14 protein-coding genes are annotated in these 18,982 nt (G+C 53.1%); 9 read left to right on the top strand and 5 right to left on the bottom strand.

Features of this window, described 5'->3' with window-relative positions:
* Nucleotides 1–99 precede the first annotated feature (99 nt).
* Entirely contained in the window at nt 100–1,353 is a 1,254-nt protein-coding gene (icd, locus tag KGP17_RS11015; RefSeq protein ID WP_021804667.1) for an NADP-dependent isocitrate dehydrogenase, read from the bottom strand.
* 140 nt (nt 1,354–1,493) lie between these two features.
* On the opposite strand from icd, the gene rluE reads away from it, so the two are divergent.
* The 5 genes from rluE to purB all read left to right on the top strand — a co-directional run bounded on the left by rluE (nt 1,494) and on the right by purB (nt 5,797).
* Nucleotides 1,494–2,120, top strand: coding sequence for a 23S rRNA pseudouridine(2457) synthase RluE (gene rluE / locus KGP17_RS11010; protein WP_037374930.1), 627 nt, complete (start codon nt 1,494–1,496; stop codon nt 2,118–2,120).
* Nucleotides 2,121–2,129: 9 nt separating this feature from the next.
* Entirely contained in the window at nt 2,130–2,576 is a 447-nt protein-coding gene (locus KGP17_RS11005) for an NUDIX hydrolase (RefSeq protein WP_115158390.1), read from the top strand.
* Nucleotides 2,577–2,672: 96 nt separating this feature from the next.
* Complete coding sequence (mnmA, locus tag KGP17_RS11000; protein ID WP_021178255.1) at nt 2,673–3,776, top strand: tRNA 2-thiouridine(34) synthase MnmA; 1,104 nt, start codon at nt 2,673–2,675, stop codon at nt 3,774–3,776.
* A gap of 2 nt (nt 3,777–3,778) precedes the next feature.
* Entirely contained in the window at nt 3,779–4,405 is a 627-nt protein-coding gene (hflD, locus tag KGP17_RS10995; RefSeq protein ID WP_021804670.1) for a high frequency lysogenization protein HflD, read from the top strand.
* A 21-nt stretch (nt 4,406–4,426) separates the two neighbouring features.
* Entirely contained in the window at nt 4,427–5,797 is a 1,371-nt protein-coding gene (gene purB, locus KGP17_RS10990) for an adenylosuccinate lyase (protein WP_021804671.1), read from the top strand.
* Between the two features lie 105 nt (nt 5,798–5,902).
* Here purB and KGP17_RS10985 read toward each other — a convergent pair whose 3' ends face one another.
* The 4 genes from KGP17_RS10985 to KGP17_RS10970 all read right to left on the bottom strand — a co-directional run bounded on the left by KGP17_RS10985 (nt 5,903) and on the right by KGP17_RS10970 (nt 12,337).
* Nucleotides 5,903–6,511: a maltose acetyltransferase domain-containing protein gene (locus KGP17_RS10985; protein ID WP_223499635.1), complete on the bottom strand. Its 609-nt coding sequence runs from the start codon at nt 6,509–6,511 to the stop codon at nt 5,903–5,905.
* A 23-nt stretch (nt 6,512–6,534) separates the two neighbouring features.
* Nucleotides 6,535–7,797 carry an MFS transporter gene (locus KGP17_RS10980; protein WP_223499300.1) on the bottom strand — a complete coding sequence of 421 codons (1,263 nt, stop codon included), beginning with the start codon at nt 7,795–7,797 and terminating at the stop codon, nt 6,535–6,537.
* Between the two features lie 214 nt (nt 7,798–8,011).
* Nucleotides 8,012–11,104, bottom strand: coding sequence for a beta-galactosidase (locus KGP17_RS10975; protein WP_223499299.1), 3,093 nt, complete (start codon nt 11,102–11,104; stop codon nt 8,012–8,014).
* 141 nt (nt 11,105–11,245) lie between these two features.
* Nucleotides 11,246–12,337 carry a LacI family DNA-binding transcriptional regulator gene (locus KGP17_RS10970; protein ID WP_223499298.1) on the bottom strand — a complete coding sequence of 364 codons (1,092 nt, stop codon included), beginning with the start codon at nt 12,335–12,337 and terminating at the stop codon, nt 11,246–11,248.
* 254 nt (nt 12,338–12,591) lie between these two features.
* Here KGP17_RS10970 and ebgR point away from each other — a divergent pair, with 254 nt between their 5' ends.
* The 4 genes from ebgR (at nt 12,592) to KGP17_RS10950 (ending at nt 18,954) form a co-directional block, all read left to right on the top strand.
* Complete coding sequence (gene ebgR, locus KGP17_RS10965) at nt 12,592–13,575, top strand: transcriptional regulator EbgR (protein ID WP_094981836.1); 984 nt, start codon at nt 12,592–12,594, stop codon at nt 13,573–13,575.
* A 345-nt stretch (nt 13,576–13,920) separates the two neighbouring features.
* Nucleotides 13,921–16,992 carry a beta-galactosidase subunit alpha gene (gene ebgA / locus KGP17_RS10960; protein ID WP_223499297.1) on the top strand — a complete coding sequence of 1,024 codons (3,072 nt, stop codon included), beginning with the start codon at nt 13,921–13,923 and terminating at the stop codon, nt 16,990–16,992.
* 3 nt (nt 16,993–16,995) lie between these two features.
* Nucleotides 16,996–17,448 (top strand): beta-galactosidase subunit beta, encoded by a 453-nt coding sequence (locus KGP17_RS10955; protein WP_059200577.1) that lies wholly within the window; start codon nt 16,996–16,998, stop codon nt 17,446–17,448.
* A 90-nt stretch (nt 17,449–17,538) separates the two neighbouring features.
* A complete protein-coding gene (locus KGP17_RS10950; protein WP_021804679.1) occupies nt 17,539–18,954 on the top strand; it encodes an amino acid permease in 1,416 nt (471 codons plus the stop codon).
* Nucleotides 18,955–18,982 lie beyond the last annotated feature (28 nt).

Below are 18,982 nucleotides of genomic sequence, written 5' to 3'. Positions count from 1 at the left end.
TGCAGAAGAGTTTTGCAGGGGTTTTGCAGAAGAATTTTTGGAGGGGGAAAAACAGACGGGAGCCATAAGCTCCCGTTATCATTTAACGCTAAATCACAATTACATGTGTTTAACGATGGCGTCGCCAAACTCTGAACATTTCAGCAGCTTAGCGCCTTCCATCAGACGTTCGAAATCGTAAGTCACGGTCTTGGCAGCGATAGCGCCTTCCATGCCCTTAACGATCAGGTCAGCAGCTTCGAACCAGCCCATATGACGCAGCATCATCTCAGCGGACAGGATGATGGAACCTGGGTTCACTTTGTCCTGGCCAGCATACTTAGGCGCAGTACCGTGGGTGGCTTCAAACAGCGCACAATCGGAACCGATGTTGGCACCAGGGGCGATACCGATACCACCAACCTGAGCGGCCAGGGCGTCGGAGATGTAGTCACCGTTCAGGTTCATACAGGCGATCACGTCGTATTCTGCCGGGCGCAGCAGGATTTGCTGCAGGAAGGCGTCGGCGATCACGTCTTTAACCACGATCTCTTTACCGGTGTTCGGGTTCTTGATTTTCAGCCATGGGCCGCCGTCGATCAATTCACCACCGAACTCTTCACGTGCCAGTTCGTAGCCCCAATCCTTGAAGGCACCTTCGGTGAACTTCATGATGTTGCCTTTGTGAACCAGCGTCACTGAATCACGATCGTTGGTGATAGCATATTCGATAGCCGCACGAACCAGGCGCTTGGTGCCTTCTTCGGAACAAGGCTTAACGCCAATACCGCACTGCTCTGGGAAACGGATCTTCTTCACGCCCATTTCGTCGCGCAGGAACTTGATCACTTTGTCCGCTTCTGCAGAACCCGCTTTCCATTCAATACCGGCGTAGATGTCTTCGGCGTTTTCACGGAAGATCACCATATCGGTCAGCTCTGGCTGCTTAACCGGGCTTGGTGTGCCCTGATAATAACGCACCGGGCGCAGACACACGTACAGATCGAGCTGCTGGCGTAGTGCCACGTTCAGAGAACGAATACCGCCACCCACTGGCGTAGTCAGTGGGCCTTTGATCGCTACGCGGTAGTCACGAATAAGTTCCAGTGTTTCTTCCGGCAGCCACACGTCTTTCCCGTAAACGTGGGTGGATTTTTCACCGGTATAGATTTCCATCCAGGAGATTTTACGTTCGCCGTGGTAGGCCTTTTTAACCGCTGCATCCACCACGTGGATCATGGCAGGAGTCACGTCAACGCCAATACCGTCACCTTCGATGAACGGGATGATAGGGTTATGCGGAACAACCAGTTTACCCTGGGCATCAACCGTAATCTTTTTACCTTCTGCCGGAACAACTACTTTGCTTTCCATCAACCTCTCCTTTCTGTCTTCAAGCGCAATTTTTGTTAATGCTTTGTAAGATGCGTGTCAATACTACTTGAATATTCAGCTCGCGCCAATCCGAAACGGATTAGGCTATAATGCGCTTATCATTCGAAATCTCAAAGACCATGACTAAATTCTCTGTTAAAAATCACCAAGTTAAACGATTCAGCCGCAGTAAACCCGCAGCACGCCAGAAATCCCAGGCGCCGCGGCGAGTGGTCATCTTCAACAAACCCTTTGATGTGTTACCACAGTTTACCGACGAAGCAGGCCGCGTCACTCTGAAAAAATTCATTCCTTTCAGCGATGTTTATGCCGCAGGAAGGCTCGATCGCGACAGCGAAGGCTTACTGGTGCTGACCAACGACGGCAAGCTACAGGCACAGCTAACCCAGCCCGGCAAACGCACCGGTAAGATTTATTATGTGCAGGTGGAAGGCGAACCCCAGGAGAGCGATCTGGCCGCATTGCGCCTTGGCGTGACGCTGAACGATGGGCCAACCCTGCCCGCCGGAGCGGAACGGGTTGAAGAGCCAGAATGGCTATGGCCGCGCAATCCACCGATCCGCGAACGCAAGACCATCCCCACCAGTTGGCTGAAAATCACGCTCTACGAGGGCCGAAACCGCCAGGTGCGTCGCATGACGGCACATATCGGCTTCCCTACCCTGCGCCTGATTCGTTACAGTATGGGCAATCTTTCTCTGGGGGGCTTGCAACCTGGGGAATGGCAGACCGTCGATTCACTATAAGGAACCGCCATGTTTAAGCCGCACGTCACCGTTGCCTGCGTGGTTCATGCCGCCGGTAAGTTTTTGGTGGTCGAAGAAACCATCAACGGTAAAGCCCTGTGGAATCAACCGGCAGGCCATCTCGAAGCGGATGAAACGCTGGTCCAGGCCGCCGAGCGCGAACTGTGGGAAGAAACCGGCATCCGTGCCAAGCCGCAGTCTTTTCTGCGGATGCATCAGTGGATCGCGCCAGACCGCACGCCGTTTCTGCGCTTCTGCTTTGTGATTGAGCTGGAGCAGCCGCTGCCCACCGAGCCGCAAGACGATGATATAGACTGCTGCCTGTGGCTGACCGCCGAGCAGATCCTGGAGGCTGAAAACCTGCGTTCACCGCTGGTGGCTGAGACGATCCGTTGTTATCAGCAGCCGGAACGCTACCCGTTGTCGCTGGTTGCCAGCTTTAACTGGCCGCTTTAACGGCAAATAAGGGCCGTGCGCGCAGGCGGCCAACGTGGTAAAATCCTGCGCTTGTTTTTTTATCGCACAGTACGTGTTCAAGTTCGTGAGATCCCCATGTCAGACAACAGCCAGAAAAAAGTGATCGTCGGAATGTCCGGCGGCGTCGACTCTTCCGTTACCGCCTATCTGTTACAACAACAGGGCTATCAGGTCGCTGGGTTGTTCATGAAGAACTGGGAAGAAGACGACGACGAGGAATACTGCTCGGCCGCCACCGATTTGGCCGATGCACAAGCCGTCTGCGACAAGCTGGGCATCGAGCTGCATACGGTGAACTTCGCGGCGGAGTACTGGGACAACGTGTTCGAGCTGTTCCTTGAAGAGTACAAGGCGGGCCGTACCCCTAACCCGGATATCCTGTGCAATAAAGAAATCAAATTCAAAGCGTTCCTGGAGTTTGCGGCTGAAGATCTGGGGGCGGATTTTATCGCTACCGGTCACTATGTCCGCCGCCAGGACGTGGACGGCAAAAGCCGCCTGCTGCGCGGCGTCGACGGTAACAAAGACCAGAGCTATTTCCTGTATACACTGAGCCACGAGCAGGTCGCGCAAAGCCTGTTCCCGGTCGGTGAGTTGGAAAAGCCAGAGGTCCGCCGCATTGCGGAGCAACTGGAACTGGTTACCGCCAAGAAAAAAGACTCTACCGGCATCTGCTTTATCGGCGAACGTAAATTCCGCGACTTCCTGGGCCGCTATCTGCCAGCACAGCCAGGCCCGATTGTTAGCGTCGACGGCCAAACCATCGGCGAGCACCAGGGCTTGATGTACCACACCCTCGGCCAACGCAAAGGCTTGGGCATAGGCGGTATGAAAGACAGCAGCGAAGATCCGTGGTACGTAGTAGATAAAGACGTCGCCAACAATATTCTGGTGGTCGCTCAAGGCCACGAACATCCGCGCCTGATGTCTATCGGCCTGATCGCCCAGCAGTTGCATTGGGTCGATCGCCTGCCGTTGACACAACCTCTGCGCTGTACGGTTAAAACCCGTTATCGCCAGCAGGATATTCCCTGCACCGTGACGCCGCTAGACGCCGAGCGCATCGAAGTCCGCTTCGACGAGCCGGTCGCAGCCGTCACCCCAGGCCAGTCCGCCGTGTTCTATCAGGGTGATATCTGCCTGGGCGGCGGCATTATTGAACAGCGTATACAGGAGTAACCGTGGCGAAGAATTATTACGACATCACGCTGGCCATGGCCGGGATTAGCCAAGCGGCCCGTCTGGTACAGCAGTTGGCGCACGAAGGGCAAATGGATGGCGAAGCCTTCCATACCTCACTCAACAGCCTGTTGCAGATGGATCCCCCTTCTACCCTGGCGGTGTTCGGCGGCGAAGAGCGTAACCTGAAGATGGGGCTGGAAACCTTGATTGGCGTACTCAACGCCAATAACAAAGGCCCGGCCGCCGAGCTGACCCGCTACACCATCAGCCTGATGGTGCTGGAGCGCAAGCTGAACGCCAACAAAACGGCGATGAATACGCTCGGCGAGCGGTTGAGCCAGTTGGAGCGTCAGTTGGCGCATTATGAACTGGGTTCAGATACCATCATCAGCGCCCTGGCCGGTATCTATGTCGATGTTGTAGCGCCATTGGGGCCGCGCATCCAGGTAACAGGTTCACCCGCCATCCTGCAAAATCCGCAGGTGCAGGCCAAGGTTCGTGCCACCCTGCTCGCCGGTATCCGTGCCGCCGTGCTGTGGCAGCAGGTTGGCGGTAGCCGCCTGCAGTTAATGTTTTCCCGTAATCGTCTGCTCAAGCAGGCGCAAAATATCGTTGCTCATTGTTAAACTTCCCAGGAGTTGCTACCGATGGAATTATCCTCACTGACCGCCGTTTCCCCCATTGATGGACGCTACGGTGATAAAGTCAGCGCACTGCGCACCATTTTCAGCGAGTATGGCTTGCTGAAATTCCGCGTGCAGGTTGAAGTACGTTGGCTGCAAAAACTGGCCGCTTGCGCAGAGATCAAAGAAGTTCCCGCTTTTGACGCCGACGCAAACGCTTACCTTGATAAGATCGTCGCAGAATTCAGTGAAGAAGACGCCCAGCGCATCAAGACCATCGAGCGCACCACCAACCACGACGTTAAAGCGGTGGAATACTTCCTGAAAGAAAAAGTGGAATCAGTACCTGCTCTGCACGCCGTGTCTGAGTTTATCCACTTCGCCTGTACTTCTGAAGACATCAACAACCTGTCCCATGCGTTGATGCTGCACACTGCGCGTCAGGATGTGGTGTTGCCACACTGGCGCAAAATCATCGAGTCCATCAAAGGGCTGGCGCTGGAATATCGTGATATTCCGCTGCTGTCACGTACCCATGGCCAACCCGCTACCCCGTCTACCGTAGGTAAAGAGTTTGCCAACGTGGCCTACCGGATGGAGCGTCAATATCGCCAGTTAGAGCGCGTTGAGATCCTCGGTAAAATCAACGGCGCAGTAGGTAACTACAATGCCCACATCGTGGCCTATCCAGAAGTGGACTGGCACCGTTTCAGCGAAGAGTTTGTCACCTCGCTGGGAGTGACCTGGAACCCGTACACCACGCAGATCGAGCCGCATGACTATATCGCCGAGCTGTTCGACTGCGTGGCACGTTTCAACACCATCCTGATCGACTTCGATCGTGATATCTGGGGTTACATCGCCCTGAACCACTTCAAGCAAAAAACCATTGCCGGTGAGATCGGTTCTTCCACCATGCCGCACAAGGTTAACCCGATTGACTTCGAGAACTCCGAAGGCAACCTGGGCCTGGCTAACGCGGTACTGGGCCATCTGGCTAGCAAACTGCCGGTTTCCCGCTGGCAGCGTGACCTGACGGACTCCACCGTGCTGCGTAACCTGGGCGTGGGCCTGGGCTATGCGCTGATTGCCTATCAGGCCACCATGAAAGGCATCAGCAAGCTGGAAGTGAACCGCGCACACCTGCTGGACGAGCTGGATCACAACTGGGAAGTGCTGGCCGAGCCGATCCAGACCGTGATGCGCCGCTACGGTATCGAAAAGCCATATGAGAAGCTGAAAGAGCTGACCCGTGGCAAGCGCGTGGATGCAGCCGGTATGCAAACCTTTATCGATAGCCTGGAACTACCGGAAGACGAGAAAACCCGCCTGAAAGCCATGACGCCAGCTAACTACATTGGCCGCGCCACCACCATGGTTGACGAGCTGAAGTAAGCGCCTTCCCTTGCAGCTTTAGAGGCTCTTTAGTTACCCGCCCAAGGGCGGGTTAACTTTAACCGAGCTGAATCTGCCCCCCTATGAAATAACAAGCCCTGCCGTTTATAGTGAGCTATCTGTGAAACGCCGCCCTTTATGGTAGAAAACTCGATCGTGCTCACCGATGGGTCTTAGTACACGGCAGGGAACACCCGCAGCGACCACGTCTGCAGGTACATCCCTGGTCACCACGCTTCCTGCACCAATAACGCTGTTACGACCGATGGTAATACCAGGGTTAATGATGACCCCACTACCAATCCAGACATTATCTTCAATGGTGACGGGTAAAGAAAACTGCTGGCCGGTAATACGCACCGCAGGATCCACCGGGTGCCCCGTGGTAGATATCGTGACATTCGGCGCAATCATCACGTTGTCGCCAATCAGCACCTTACCGTCATCCACCACAACCAGATTAAAGTTGGCGTAAAAGTTATCACCAATAGCGATCTGGCTACCATAAGCAACATGCAGTGGCGGCTCAATCCAAACGTTCTTGCCGACGCTCCCCATCAGTTGACGGATCAGCGCTTCACGTTTTTTTTGCTCTGAAGGCCGTGTATGATTAAAGTCATAAACCAATTCTTTTCCGCGCAGGCGCTCTTCTGCCATACCTTCATCCATATCAGTGTATAAACACCCACTGGCTAACTTTTCCCGTTGCGTCATCATCGTATTATCCTTGTCGTTGACTATGCCATATTCCTTACGGCTTCTGGTTCAGGTTTAAACGCTGACAGCGGCCCACGTCCCGACAAAGTGAAGACTGATATCAGAGTAAACGATAGCGCAATAAGCCCCAGAATAAGGTAGGTTCCGTGGAAGCCGACTTTTTCATACATATTCCCGGCAAAGACCGACATGAACATAATCGCTAATTGTTTAAAGAAACAGAAACAAACCAGATAAATAGTGGCAGAGAAGCGCACCTCAAATACCGAAGTGATATATTTAAAACAGCCAACGATCAGGAACGGAATTTCAAACATATGCAAGGTTTTCAGAATAACCACTTCTACCGGTGTAGACGCAAATGAAGAGCCGATAATACGTATCGACATGATGAGCCCCGCGAGCAACAGCGCATTCTTCCCACCGATGCGGTTAACAATGAGCGGGGCAAAGAACATGATTGACGCATTCAGTAACTCTCCCATGGTGGTGACATAACCAAAAACACGCGTACCTTGTTCGCTTGATGAGAAGAACGAGGTGAAGAAGTTGGCGAATTGCTGATCAAACACATCATAGGTACAGGAAACGCCTACCACATACAGGGCTAAAAACCACAGTTTAGAGTCTTTCAATAATTCGAACGCCAAGCGTAAATTAAACGGCTTACTGTTAGCGCCCAATTTGTCAGCAACCTCGGCGGAACTACCGGCTTCAGGCTTGGCGATAAGTAGCAGGATCGCCAAGATCACGGCACAGCCAGAACCGAGCCAGAATACAAATTCGTTGTTGATGGTGAACATAATGCCGACTACCGAGGCACACAACGCCCAGCCCACACAGCCAAATAAGCGTGCTCGGCCAAATTCAAACGCGCTGCGGCGGCTTACCTTCTCTATATACGCCTCAATGGCTGGTGCACCCCCGTTATAAATAAAACCAAGGTAAATCCCGCCAGCAATGGAACCCAAGACAATATTAGTGCGTAATAGCGGACCGAAAACATAGATAAAGAACGGTGCGAATAATATCAGCATCCCCGTAATTATCCACAGCAAGTGTTTTCTTAACCCCAGTTTATCTGACAGCAGGCCAAATATCGGCTGAAACAGTAATGAGAAGAAGGATATGCTGGCAAATATAATGCCGGTATCGCTTTTACTGACCTGATTGATGTCATGCAACCAGATAGGGAAGAATGGGAAGTAGGCCCCCATGATGAAGAAATAGAAGAAGAAAAACAGCCCAAACATCCAGAAGTTGGTATTTTTTAAATAGTACATGCGAACTCCTTGTGCAAAACCCAAGCGCGTTTGAGTCCATACTCAGGTACGCGATATTATTTATATATTCATCAGGTAGGATGATGGATGTTTTTCTGTATTATAAAAAGTCGGGTTGTAGGGAGGTGCTAAACCCACTACCCCAGTCACATAGATAACCCTGTGACTGGAGTAAACAAGTGCGACCAAGAATCCATCCCATGATAAATAAGTATTATTCACCGTACTGCCAAACCAGCTTATAGTTATAGTGCTCAGCATCCAGGATAAAATCCGGGCTCACACTCGGGCTCCATGAATCATCGCCGCCGATCCCCATGTGGAAACCATCTATATTGACCCAAACCCCCTGCTCCGGGCGCAACAAATGGTTATGCGAGGTATCCGCTAATTGTTGCTGACTATATTGGCTCAGGCCAAAGTGGAAATCCCCCTGCCACCGCCAACGACCAAATTTCAGTTGGCGAGTATTGCAACGCAATCCATTCTCCGTAGGGAAAATGTATGGCGTCTGTAGCTCAGAAAGCGGTAACGTCCACCGCCCAAGCTGAGCGGAAAGCTGGCGGTCAGGGTAGTTTTCGTGTGGGCCTAACCCCAGCCACGTTGCTTGTTCGGCAACCTCCGCCAACTGGCAGCTCAAGCCAATCCGCGCCGGTGCTGGAATTCCGTAGGCTACATCAACATTGACATCAATCTGCAGTTTACCCTGGCAGTCGATCAAATAGGTCTTGCGGCTGATGAACATGATGCTGTTTTGGTAGGCATAAGCATGGGCCGTGCGGATCTGCACGCCTTGTGAAATCGAATCGGCTTCACATTGCAGTAAGCGCGTTTCTAGCGCGTACATACCCGCTCTCTTCCAACGTTCTACCCATGCATTAGGATCGATGTGAGCGGCATCGCTCACACCAATGTCATTATCAAGCGGTGCACGGGTAAAGTTGTCGCGTAACGGCGTCAACAGAGCGGCGTTTTCATCCTGCCACCACTGCTCAAGCAAACCAGTTTGCCTATTGAACTGCCAGCGCTGTGTACCCCACTCAATGCTGAAAGCGTCATTATGCTCGTTTAACCGAGGTGACTGCGCCTGAGCGTCATTGTGATCCATTGGTAAGGTTAATGGTCGAGGTAAACGCCACTGGTCCCAGGCACAACGATGATGCTCTTCAGACCATGCTGTTGCCTTGATTTGGCGAACCTCCACGTTCAACCACAGTTCACCGCTCTCTTTCAGTTCGGGAATATCACCCAATACGATTTTCTGTGTCCCCTGCGCCGCTAATGACAGTTCAGCCTCTCCCTGTGCAATAGCTTTCCCGTCCAAGGCTACATTCCAATAAAGCCGCTCGTTATCGCTGGTACGGAATAAATACTCACTGTTCACTTCAATCGTTAACGGCTGCTGTTCGAGCAGTTGGAACTGGAAAAACTGCTGGGCACGCTGCGCTTCAAACAGTGCCGGGTGCGGGCTGCGATCGGGGAATACCAGCCCGTTCAGACAAAATTGGCGGTCGTTAGGCGTATCACCGAAGTCGCCGCCGTAGGCCCAATGGGTTTGGCCGCTGTCATCTGTGCGATTCAGTGCCTGATCGACCCAGTCCCAAACAAAGCCCCCCTGGAGTCGCGGATGTTTACGAAAAGCCTGCCAGTAGCGATCAAAGCCACCAAAGCTGTTACCCATCGCATGAGCATACTCACACAGGATCAGTGGGCGGTTTTCATCGGGCATACCGATCCACTTCTTGATCGACCATTTGGGTACTGCCGGGAAAGGCTGATCCTGGTCGACACGGGCATACATGGGGCACACAATATCCGTTGCCGCCGAATTGGCACCGCCGCCTTCATACTGCACTGGACGAGTAGGATCCTGGCTTTTCACCCAGCGATAAAGCGCATCATGGTTGCTGCCATGACCGGACTCGTTGCCCAGAGACCAGATGATGATGCAGGCATGGTTGCGATCGCGTTGTACCATGCGCGTAACACGCTCGCTCATGGCAGGCAGCCAGAGCGGATCGTTCGACAGCCGGTTCATCGGCTGCATGCCATGCGTTTCAATGTTCGCCTCATCCACGACGTACAGGCCGTAGCGATCGCACAGCTTGTACCACAGCGGGTGGTTCGGATAATGGGAACAGCGCACGGCATTAAAATTATGCTGCTTCATCAGCAGGATATCCTGACGCATAGTGGCTTCATCCATGACCTGACCCTGCTCAGGATGGTGCTCATGGCGGTTGGTGCCACGTATCAATAGCGGCTGTCCGTTAAGCTTCAGTAAGCCGTTGCTGATTTCAACCTGGCGGAAACCCACGTCATAGGCTTCAGCCTCCACCAGTTCACCCGTTGGGGAGAGCAACTTGACCACGGCACGATACAGTGCCGGGTTCTCCGCACTCCACAAGGCGGGTTGATCCACCGGCAGGCGCAGGGTCGTACGCTCATCATAAGCGCCGCGCTCATCGATGATCTCGCTGCCAAAGGCCTGCGTTTGTTCGCCGATCAGGGCATCTTCACGCCACAGTTGCACCTGCACCCGGTGTTGTTGTGGCTGATGAGCTCGCACCTCTACCACCAGTTCCCCTCGGCGGAAACTGTCGCTTAATGGCGTGGTAATAGAGATATCGCTCAGATGAGTGGCGGGTTTATGCAACAGGCTGACATCGCGGAAAATCCCGCTCATGCGCCACATATCCTGGTCTTCCAGATAACTGCCGTCGCACCAGCGTAATACCATCACCGCCAGCCGGTTTTCCCCTGCAACCAAAATGTCGCTGAGATCGAATTCGGCAGGTAAACGGCTGTCTTGTGAATAGCCAACCCAGTGACCATTGCACCACAGATAAAACGCAGAATTGACACCGTCGAAAATAATTCGGGTTTGTCCCTGTGCTAACCACCCCTCATCGACATTGAATGTGAGCGAATAACATCCTGTGGGGTTTTCTGCCGGGACGAAAGGCGGATTAACCGGGATCGGATAGGTAACGTTGGTGTAAATCGGTGCATCGTAGCCAGCCAATTGCCAGTTTGACGGCACCTGTATTTCATCAGCGTTGTCCAGGTCGCTCTGTAGCCAGGTCTCCGGCACCCTTTCTGGCTGACTAAAATAGCTAAACTTCCAGGTGCCATTTAACGAAGCAGACTGAGCTGAAGCCCTATCTTCTCTTGCATCTTGCTCATTGCGCCAACTTTGAAATGGCGGATGCGCGGGTAGGCGACGGTATTGCGTACAGGCAGGATTTTCCCAGTCTCGACGAGATAAAACAGCGCTGAGTGATTTCCCTGTTTGAGATGAGTTCATGCTTCCCCCCTAAATGTTATACGCTCACAATTAACAATAAAATGAACAATGCGCGTAGGGGTGTAAAGCAAATATACTTGGGAAAGCGAGGTCGGTCACAAATTAAGCTCAGGGATCGCAACCGATCCCTGACGTTAGCGGCTATTTGCCCTCAAGCGCGGAGATTTGACGTGCGATACGCAGCAACTCCTGAGACAACGATTGCAGCGATACCTTATCCTGATTTATAGCCGCCGTTGTATGCCTTTGCACCAGACTAGTCGTCAGACGCAAAGAACCGGCATGAGGCACATGTCGATCTTCCAGACACTGAACCAGGCGTTTAACGCTTTCCTGCCCTAACATCCGAAAGTCCTGCTTAATGGTGGTCAGCGGTGGGTAATAATAAGCACTGTCTTCAGTATCATCGTACCCCACTACCGACATTTGCACCGGAATGTGCAACCCATATTCCTGCAGCGCACGCAGCACCCCTAACGCCATTTGATCGTTAGCAACCAATATCGCCGTAGGGTGTTTTGGCAAGCTCAGGATCTGCCCGGCAAGCTGATAACCGGAAGCCGCACTCCAATCGCCATGGAGCACCGAACAAGGCTTCAGCTGATGCTCTGCTAAGGTCGTCAGCCACCCCTGATAGCGCAAACGCGCCGAAATCGAGACCAGCGGCCCGGTAATCAGTGCTATATCACGATGCCCAAGAGCAACGACATGTTCTACCCCTTGACGAGCCCCCTCATAGGGATCAAACAGAATGCTGGAGACATCAGAATCAGGGTCGACGTCCAAAAACAGCGCAGGCACCTCGCTACAAACTTGTTCAATTGCGTGAGCATCTTCAGCGCAGAGCGAAACATTAATCAGCAATCCATCTACCCTTTGCGACAACAGCTCATTTATCGCAGTGCGACAGGCATGAACGCTAAGATCTTCCACCATGGAAATCACCACGTTAAATCCCATCTGGTTTGCCTGCGTTTTAATTGCCGACGCGATTTGAGAAGGTGCGTGCAGAGCTAGTTCTGTAGTCGCCAGCCCCAGCGTAAAACTCTGTTTGCCTGCAAGTTGCTGCGCGACACGGTTTGGTACGTAATTCAGCGCAGCCATGGCCTGCTCAACCTTCGCGCGGGTTTTATCCGAAACGTGTTCAGCACGATTTAATACCCGCGACACGGTTTGGTACGACACTCCAGAATACTCGGCGACGTCATTCAGCGTGACAGATTTAGGCTTCATACGGTTTCTCGCGTCGATTAATGCAAAGAAATCAAGCTAATGAGTATCAATCATAGCAGTTTAAAAAGCTATCCAACCAGGTATTATTGACAGTACGGCCTGAAGGTATTGATTTCAGGCCTTCGGCCCTTAAAGACTGAACCCGTAAATCACACAACCCTTATTTTTTACTAAAAACTGATGAAAGTTCGCCGACATCACTTACAATGCCAGATAACGAAGTTTGCCGTTCAGGCTGTGAGATAAGGATAGATATGGCAACGCTGAAAGATATCGCGGCCGAAGCAGGAGTTTCATTAGCGACGGTCTCCCGGGTTTTGAATGACGATCCCACGCTCAACGTCAAAGAAGAGACCAAGCATCGCATTCTGGAAATTGCCGAAAAGCTCGAATACAAGACCAGCAGTGCCAAAAAGCATCTGACTAACGCGGTGGTACAGCACCACGTGCTGGCGCTATACAGCTATAAGCAAGAGATGGAAATCAACGATCCTTATTACCTTTCCATCCGTCACGGCATCGAAACCCAGTGCGAGAGGTTGGGGATTGAACTCACCAACTGCTATAAAAATAACCAGCTACCGGACCTGAAGAAGATCACCGGCGTACTGATCGTCAGCAAACCCACGCCTGAGACCCTGCGTAAGGCAGCGGCGTTAACCGACAACATCTGCTTTATTGATTTTAACGAGCCCGGTTCCGAATACGACTCGGTGGATATCGATCTGGCAAGGATCAGCAAAGAGATTATCGACTTCTTTATTGAGCACGGGGCCAAACGCATCGGTTTTATCGGCGGAGCCGATGAGCCGAATAAAGCGGATATCCGCGAAGCGGCCTTTGTAGAATATGGGCGGCTGAAAGGCGTGGTCCGTGAGCAAGATATCTATCGTGGTGACTTCTCTAGCGCCTCTGGTTATGAGTTGGCGAAAAAAATGCTGGCTACCGCGGATTATCCTACCGCGCTGTTTGTCGCCTCAGACTCCATTGCCATTGGGGTGCTGCGCAGCATTCATGAGTTGGGATTGAAAATCCCACAGGACATCGCCCTGATCAGCGTGAACGATATCCCGACCGCGCGTTTTACCTTCCCACCTCTTTCTACCGTGCGTATCCACTCGGAAATGATGGGGATCCAAGGGGTCAACCTGCTGCTGGAGAAGTTCCGTGATGGCCGCGCCCTGCCGCTGCAGGTCTACGTGCCAAGCAAGTTAAAGCTGCGTGAAACCACCAAGTAACTGACCGCTCAAGTCTCGCCATGTTGGGGCGCCGCATGCTGCGCCCGTTAAAGCACCAATCCCGCATCCAAACGCCCTGTTATTAGTAAAAAACACTAATAATTACGGGCTTTTTTACCTCAAAACCCACCAATTTATGCCACTTCTCTCCGCCTACCACACCAATCAGCCATTTCTTTAACCCGATCACAGATCCACCAGCGCCATGAACATAAAGCGTGATCGAGTTAAAGCAAAACAAATTATCGGCTATATTTTAGTAAATGTTTTACTAAAATCATTCCAAGCATTGACGCATTCCATGCCAAGACTGCGGCCTACAGCATTCAGACCAGGAGAGATGACGTGAATAATTGGGAAAACTTTCAACACCTGCATGAGAACCGAATGGCACCCCGCGCCTACTTCTTCTCATATGACTCACTCAAGCGTGCCCAAACCTTTCAGCGCGCCCTCAGCAGCCACTTTATAGCGCTCAGCGGCCAATGGAGCTTTAACTACTTCACCAACCCGCTGCGGGTGCCCGAAGAGTTTTATTCACAAAGGATGACTGACTGGGGCCAGATCACGGTGCCCAGCATGTGGCAAATGGAAGGCCATGGCATTCTGCAATATACCGACGAAGGCTTCCCCTTCCCGATCGATGTGCCTTTCGTCCCCACAGACAACCCAACCGGTGCTTACCAACGTAGTTTTACGCTGAGCGAACAGTGGAACGGAAAGCAGACCATCATCAAATTTGACGGTGTTGAGACCTATTTTGAAGTGTACGTCAACGGCCAGTATGTGGGCTTCAGCAAGGGCAGCCGCCTGACCGCCGAATTTGATATCTCCGGTTACGTGCACTCAGGGGAAAACCTGCTGGCCGTGCGCGTCATGCAGTGGGCGGACTCGACCTACATTGAAGATCAGGATATGTGGTGGACAGCTGGCATCTTCCGCGATGTCTATCTGGTGGGGAAAGAGCCGGTTCACGTGCAGGATCTGACCGTTCGCACCGATTTTGCCGCCGACTACCAAAGCGCGACCCTGTCTTGCGAACTGGAGATCGAAAACCTATCGGGGACACCGCTAGCGGACTACGTGATTGAATATGCCCTGTTTGATAACGATAACCTGCTGGTACAGCAGAGTCTCGGCGCGCAAACCCAGACCCATTTTGCTATCAATCTGGCAAATCCAATCCAGTGGTCAGCGGAAAACCCTTATCTCTATCAGCTGTTTATCACGCTTAAAGACCAAAGCGGCACCGTGCTGGAGGTGATACCTCAACGCGTCGGGTTCCGCGATATCAAGGTGCGTGATGGACTGTTCTACATCAACAACCAGTATGTGATGCTGCACGGCGTCAACCGCCATGATAACGACCATCTGAAAGGCCGTGCGGTAGGCATGGATCGCGTCGAAAAAGATCTGATCCTGATGAAACAGCACAATATCAACTCGGTACGTACCGCCCATTACCCTAACGACCCGCGCTTTTATGAACTGTGCGACATTTACGGGCTGTTCGTCATGGCCGAAACCGACGTCGAAACCCACGGCTTTGCCAACGTGGGCGACCTGAGCCGCATCACCAACGATCCGGCCTGGGAAACGGTGTTCGTGGATCGCATTGTGCGTCACGTTCACGCGCAAAAGAACCATCCGTCGATCGTGATGTGGTCGTTGGGCAATGAGTCCGGCTACGGTTGCAACATCCACGCGATGTACCACGCCACCAAGGCCATCGATGATACCCGCCTGGTACATTATGAAGAAGACCGCGACGCCGAGGTGGTGGATATCATCTCCACCATGTATACCCGCGCGCCATTGATGAACGAGTTTGGTGAACACCCGCACGCCAAACCACGCATCATCTGTGAATACGCGCACGCCATGGGCAATGGCCCCGGCGGCCTGACGGAATATCAGAACGTGTTTTACCAGCACGATCATATTCAGGGCCACTACGTTTGGGAATGGTGCGATCACGGCATTCTGGCGCACGATGAGCAAGGCCAGGCGTTTTACAAATACGGTGGCGACTTCGGCGACTATCCGAACAACTACAACTTCTGCATGGACGGGTTGATCTTCCCGGATCAAAGGCCTGGGCCGGGCCTGAGGGAGTACAAGCAGGTTATTGCGCCAGTGAAGATCCGCGCGCTTGAGGCTCGCCTTGGCACCTTCCTGGTTGAAAACAAGCTGTGGTTTACCAATCTGGATGACTACACCCTCACCGCCGAGATCCGCGCAGAAGGGGAAACGCTGGCAACGCGGTCTCTGCGGCTGAAAGATCTGGCGGCCAACTCTTCACGGGAGATCCGCCTTGAGCTGCCTGCACTGGATGAGCGCGAAGCCTTTGTGAACTTCACCGTGCGCAAGAACTCCAGCACTCTATACAGCCCGGCCAATCACGAAATCGCGGTGTACCAGTTCCAGCTCAAAGAGAATACTGCGCAGGCAGAAGCCTATACCAACCTCAATGCCCTGCCACTACGGGTAGCAGAAAGCCGCCTGGCGTACAGCATCAGCGGCCAGGACTTTACGCTGACCTTCTCCAAGGTGAACGGCAAGCTGACCTCCTGGATGAGCAACGGGGAAGAAATCATCGCCTCTGCTCCGACGTTAAGCTTCTTCAAACCGATGATCGATAACCATAAACAGGAGTATCAGGGCCTGTGGGAACCCGCTCATCTGCAAATCATGCAAGAGCACTTCCGTACATTGGACGTCGTTCAGGCCGATAGCCGCGTTGAAATCACCGTCACCAGCATCATCGCCCCGCCGGTCTTCGACTTCGGCATGCGCTGTTGCTACCGCTACCAGATCAATGCCGAAGGCCAGCTCAACGTGGAACTCAGCGGCGAGCGTTATGGCGATTACCCGTACGTGATCCCGGCCATCGGGCTGGATGTCGGCATTAACGGCGGCTTTGAACGGGTGAACTACTATGGTCGCGGCCCGGAAGAAAACTATCAGGACAGCCAGCAGGCCAACCTGATCGATATCTACCAGACTACGGTGGCCGAGATGTTTGAACACTATCCGTTCCCACAAAACAACGGTAACCGCCAGCATGTGCGCTGGGCCGCGCTCACCAATCGCCACGGTACCGGCCTGCTGGTCAAACCGCAGCAACCGATCAACTTCAGCGCCTGGCAGTACACCAGCCAGAACCTGCATCAGTCGCAGCACACCAATGAGCTGCAACCGAGCGGTTATATCACCCTCAACCTTGACCACCAGGTGATGGGCCTGGGTTCCAACTCCTGGGGCAGCGAAGTCCTCGACTCCTACCGAGTTTACATGGCGCCCTTCCGCTATGGCCTGACCCTGATGCCACTGCAAGCCGGTGACGTCAGCGCCCAGGCGCTGGCCAACCATGACTTTGCCAACGACTTCTTCACTCCAACCACCAACGAGGCCTGATCCATGCACGTATTAGACAACCTGGAGCAATTCAAAGTGGTTTACCGTGACGGCCGTAAATGGAACCGTTGTGTGGAAGCCATTGACAACATTGCCAATATCAAAGACGGCGTGATGCACTCCATCGGCGATACGCTGGTTTATATGATTGAAGACGGCGTCACCCGCAATCGCTCGACCTTTGAAGGCAATCGTCGTTATTTCACCATCCATTACTACCTCGAGGGCGGCGAAACGGTAGAGTTCGCGAAAAAATCCACCCTTTCCCCCGTTGAGGCCTACCGCGATGAAACCGACCGCGAATATCTGCAAGGCACCGGGCAAACCTGTGAATTACGTGCCGGGCAACTGGCGATTTTTGACAACCAGGAAGCCTACCGCTTCCACGGCGATAACCGGGTAAGAAAAGTGGTGCTGCGGGTCACCATTGAGGATGGCTACATGTTGAACAAGTGATCCTGCTGGCTATGAAACGAAGCGGGCGGGAAATCACTCCCGCTCAATCCAGATTGAGTTCATCATTGATGTCGTTCATCGGAGGACGCTATGTCCGATTCTTTACGTGGCACGATTGGCAAGTTTGCCCTGTTGTCGATGACCTTTGCGGCGGTGTTCAACGTACGCAATATCGTCAACAACAACATTGAACTGGGCTTGAGTTCAGCCCCGGTATTTTTGTTTGCAACCCTGGTCTACTTCATTCCCTTTGTGTTTATTATCGCGGAGTTTGTTTCCGCCAATAAGAACTCAGAGTCGGGAATGTACGATTGGCTAAAACAGCCTCTGGGCACCCGAGCAGCCTATATGGGGTCGTTCCTGTATTGGTTCGTCAACCTGTTCTGGTTTGTATCATTGCTGCCTAACGTGATTGCCTATGCGTCGTACGCCATTATGGGCCGCGAATACGCCTTTTCCCCGGTGATGGTTTCGATTATCTCGATCGTCCTGTTTGCCGCCACCACCCATATTTCCACCAAGGGGGCCAGTTGGCTGGGCAAGATTGCCGAAGTCGTCGCCTATGGGGTGTTTGCCCTGTTTGCGATTTACGTGCTGGGCGCGCTGATGGCGCTGAGCGGCGATCACGTCCCGGCGCAACCGATCACGCTGGAGGCGATGACGCCGACGGTGAACTGGGCAACGTTGGGTATCATGTGCTGGATCTTCCAGGCGGCTGGCGGTGCGGAAACGGCAGCGGCCTACCTCAATGACGTCAAAGGGGGCCAAAAGTCGTTTATCAAGGTGATTATCATTGCCGGTGCGGTTATCGGCGGGATGTATGCCGTCGGTTCCCTGCTGGTTAACGTGTTTGTCGCGCGTGAAAACCTGACCTACGCGGGCGGCATGGTGGAAATATTCACCGGGATGGCCAAGTACTTCGGCATTTCAGAAACGCTGGTAGGCCGCCTGGTGGGTATCGTGCTGTTCATCGCCATTTTTGGTTCGATGATGATGTGGACCTCTGCGCCAGTGAAGATCCACTTCTCTGAGATCCCGAAAGGCGTTTACGGCCAGAAAACCACCGAGCTGAACAAGCATGGCGTTCCGGTACGTGCTGCATGGTGGCAATTTGCCTTCGTGTTCGTGATGTTGGTGGTTAACGGTTTTGGTTCCGAATCGGTGCAGCAGATGATGAACACCGCGATCAACCTGACGGCGGGTACGGCGATGCTGCCGCCGATCTTTATCATGGTGGCCTACTTCGTGTTCCGCTGGAAGCATGACGATACGCCGCGCGAGTTCCGCATGGGATCGCGCAAGTTTGGCATGAGCGTGGTTTCGGTGCTGATCACCATCTTTGTGGTCAGCATGACGGCGTCGGCATTCCCGCCGGGGGTCGATCTGATGAAAGCCTTCTTTATCAACGTCTGTATGACCGCGGTATTCTCGGCACTGGCCTGGTGGTGGATTTCACGCTTCGAGGCTAAACAGGTAAGAAATAAAGCGGCGCTGAGCGAACAGTAAGCTACATAGGGGCGAACATGCACATGTT

Origin of the sequence: Serratia sp. JSRIV001 (assembly GCF_019968745.1) — a bacterium.
Lineage (GTDB): Bacteria > Pseudomonadota > Gammaproteobacteria > Enterobacterales > Enterobacteriaceae > Chania > Chania fonticola_B.
The sequence above is the reverse complement of the archived record's forward strand: the minus strand, read 5'-3'. Positions and strand labels throughout refer to the sequence as shown.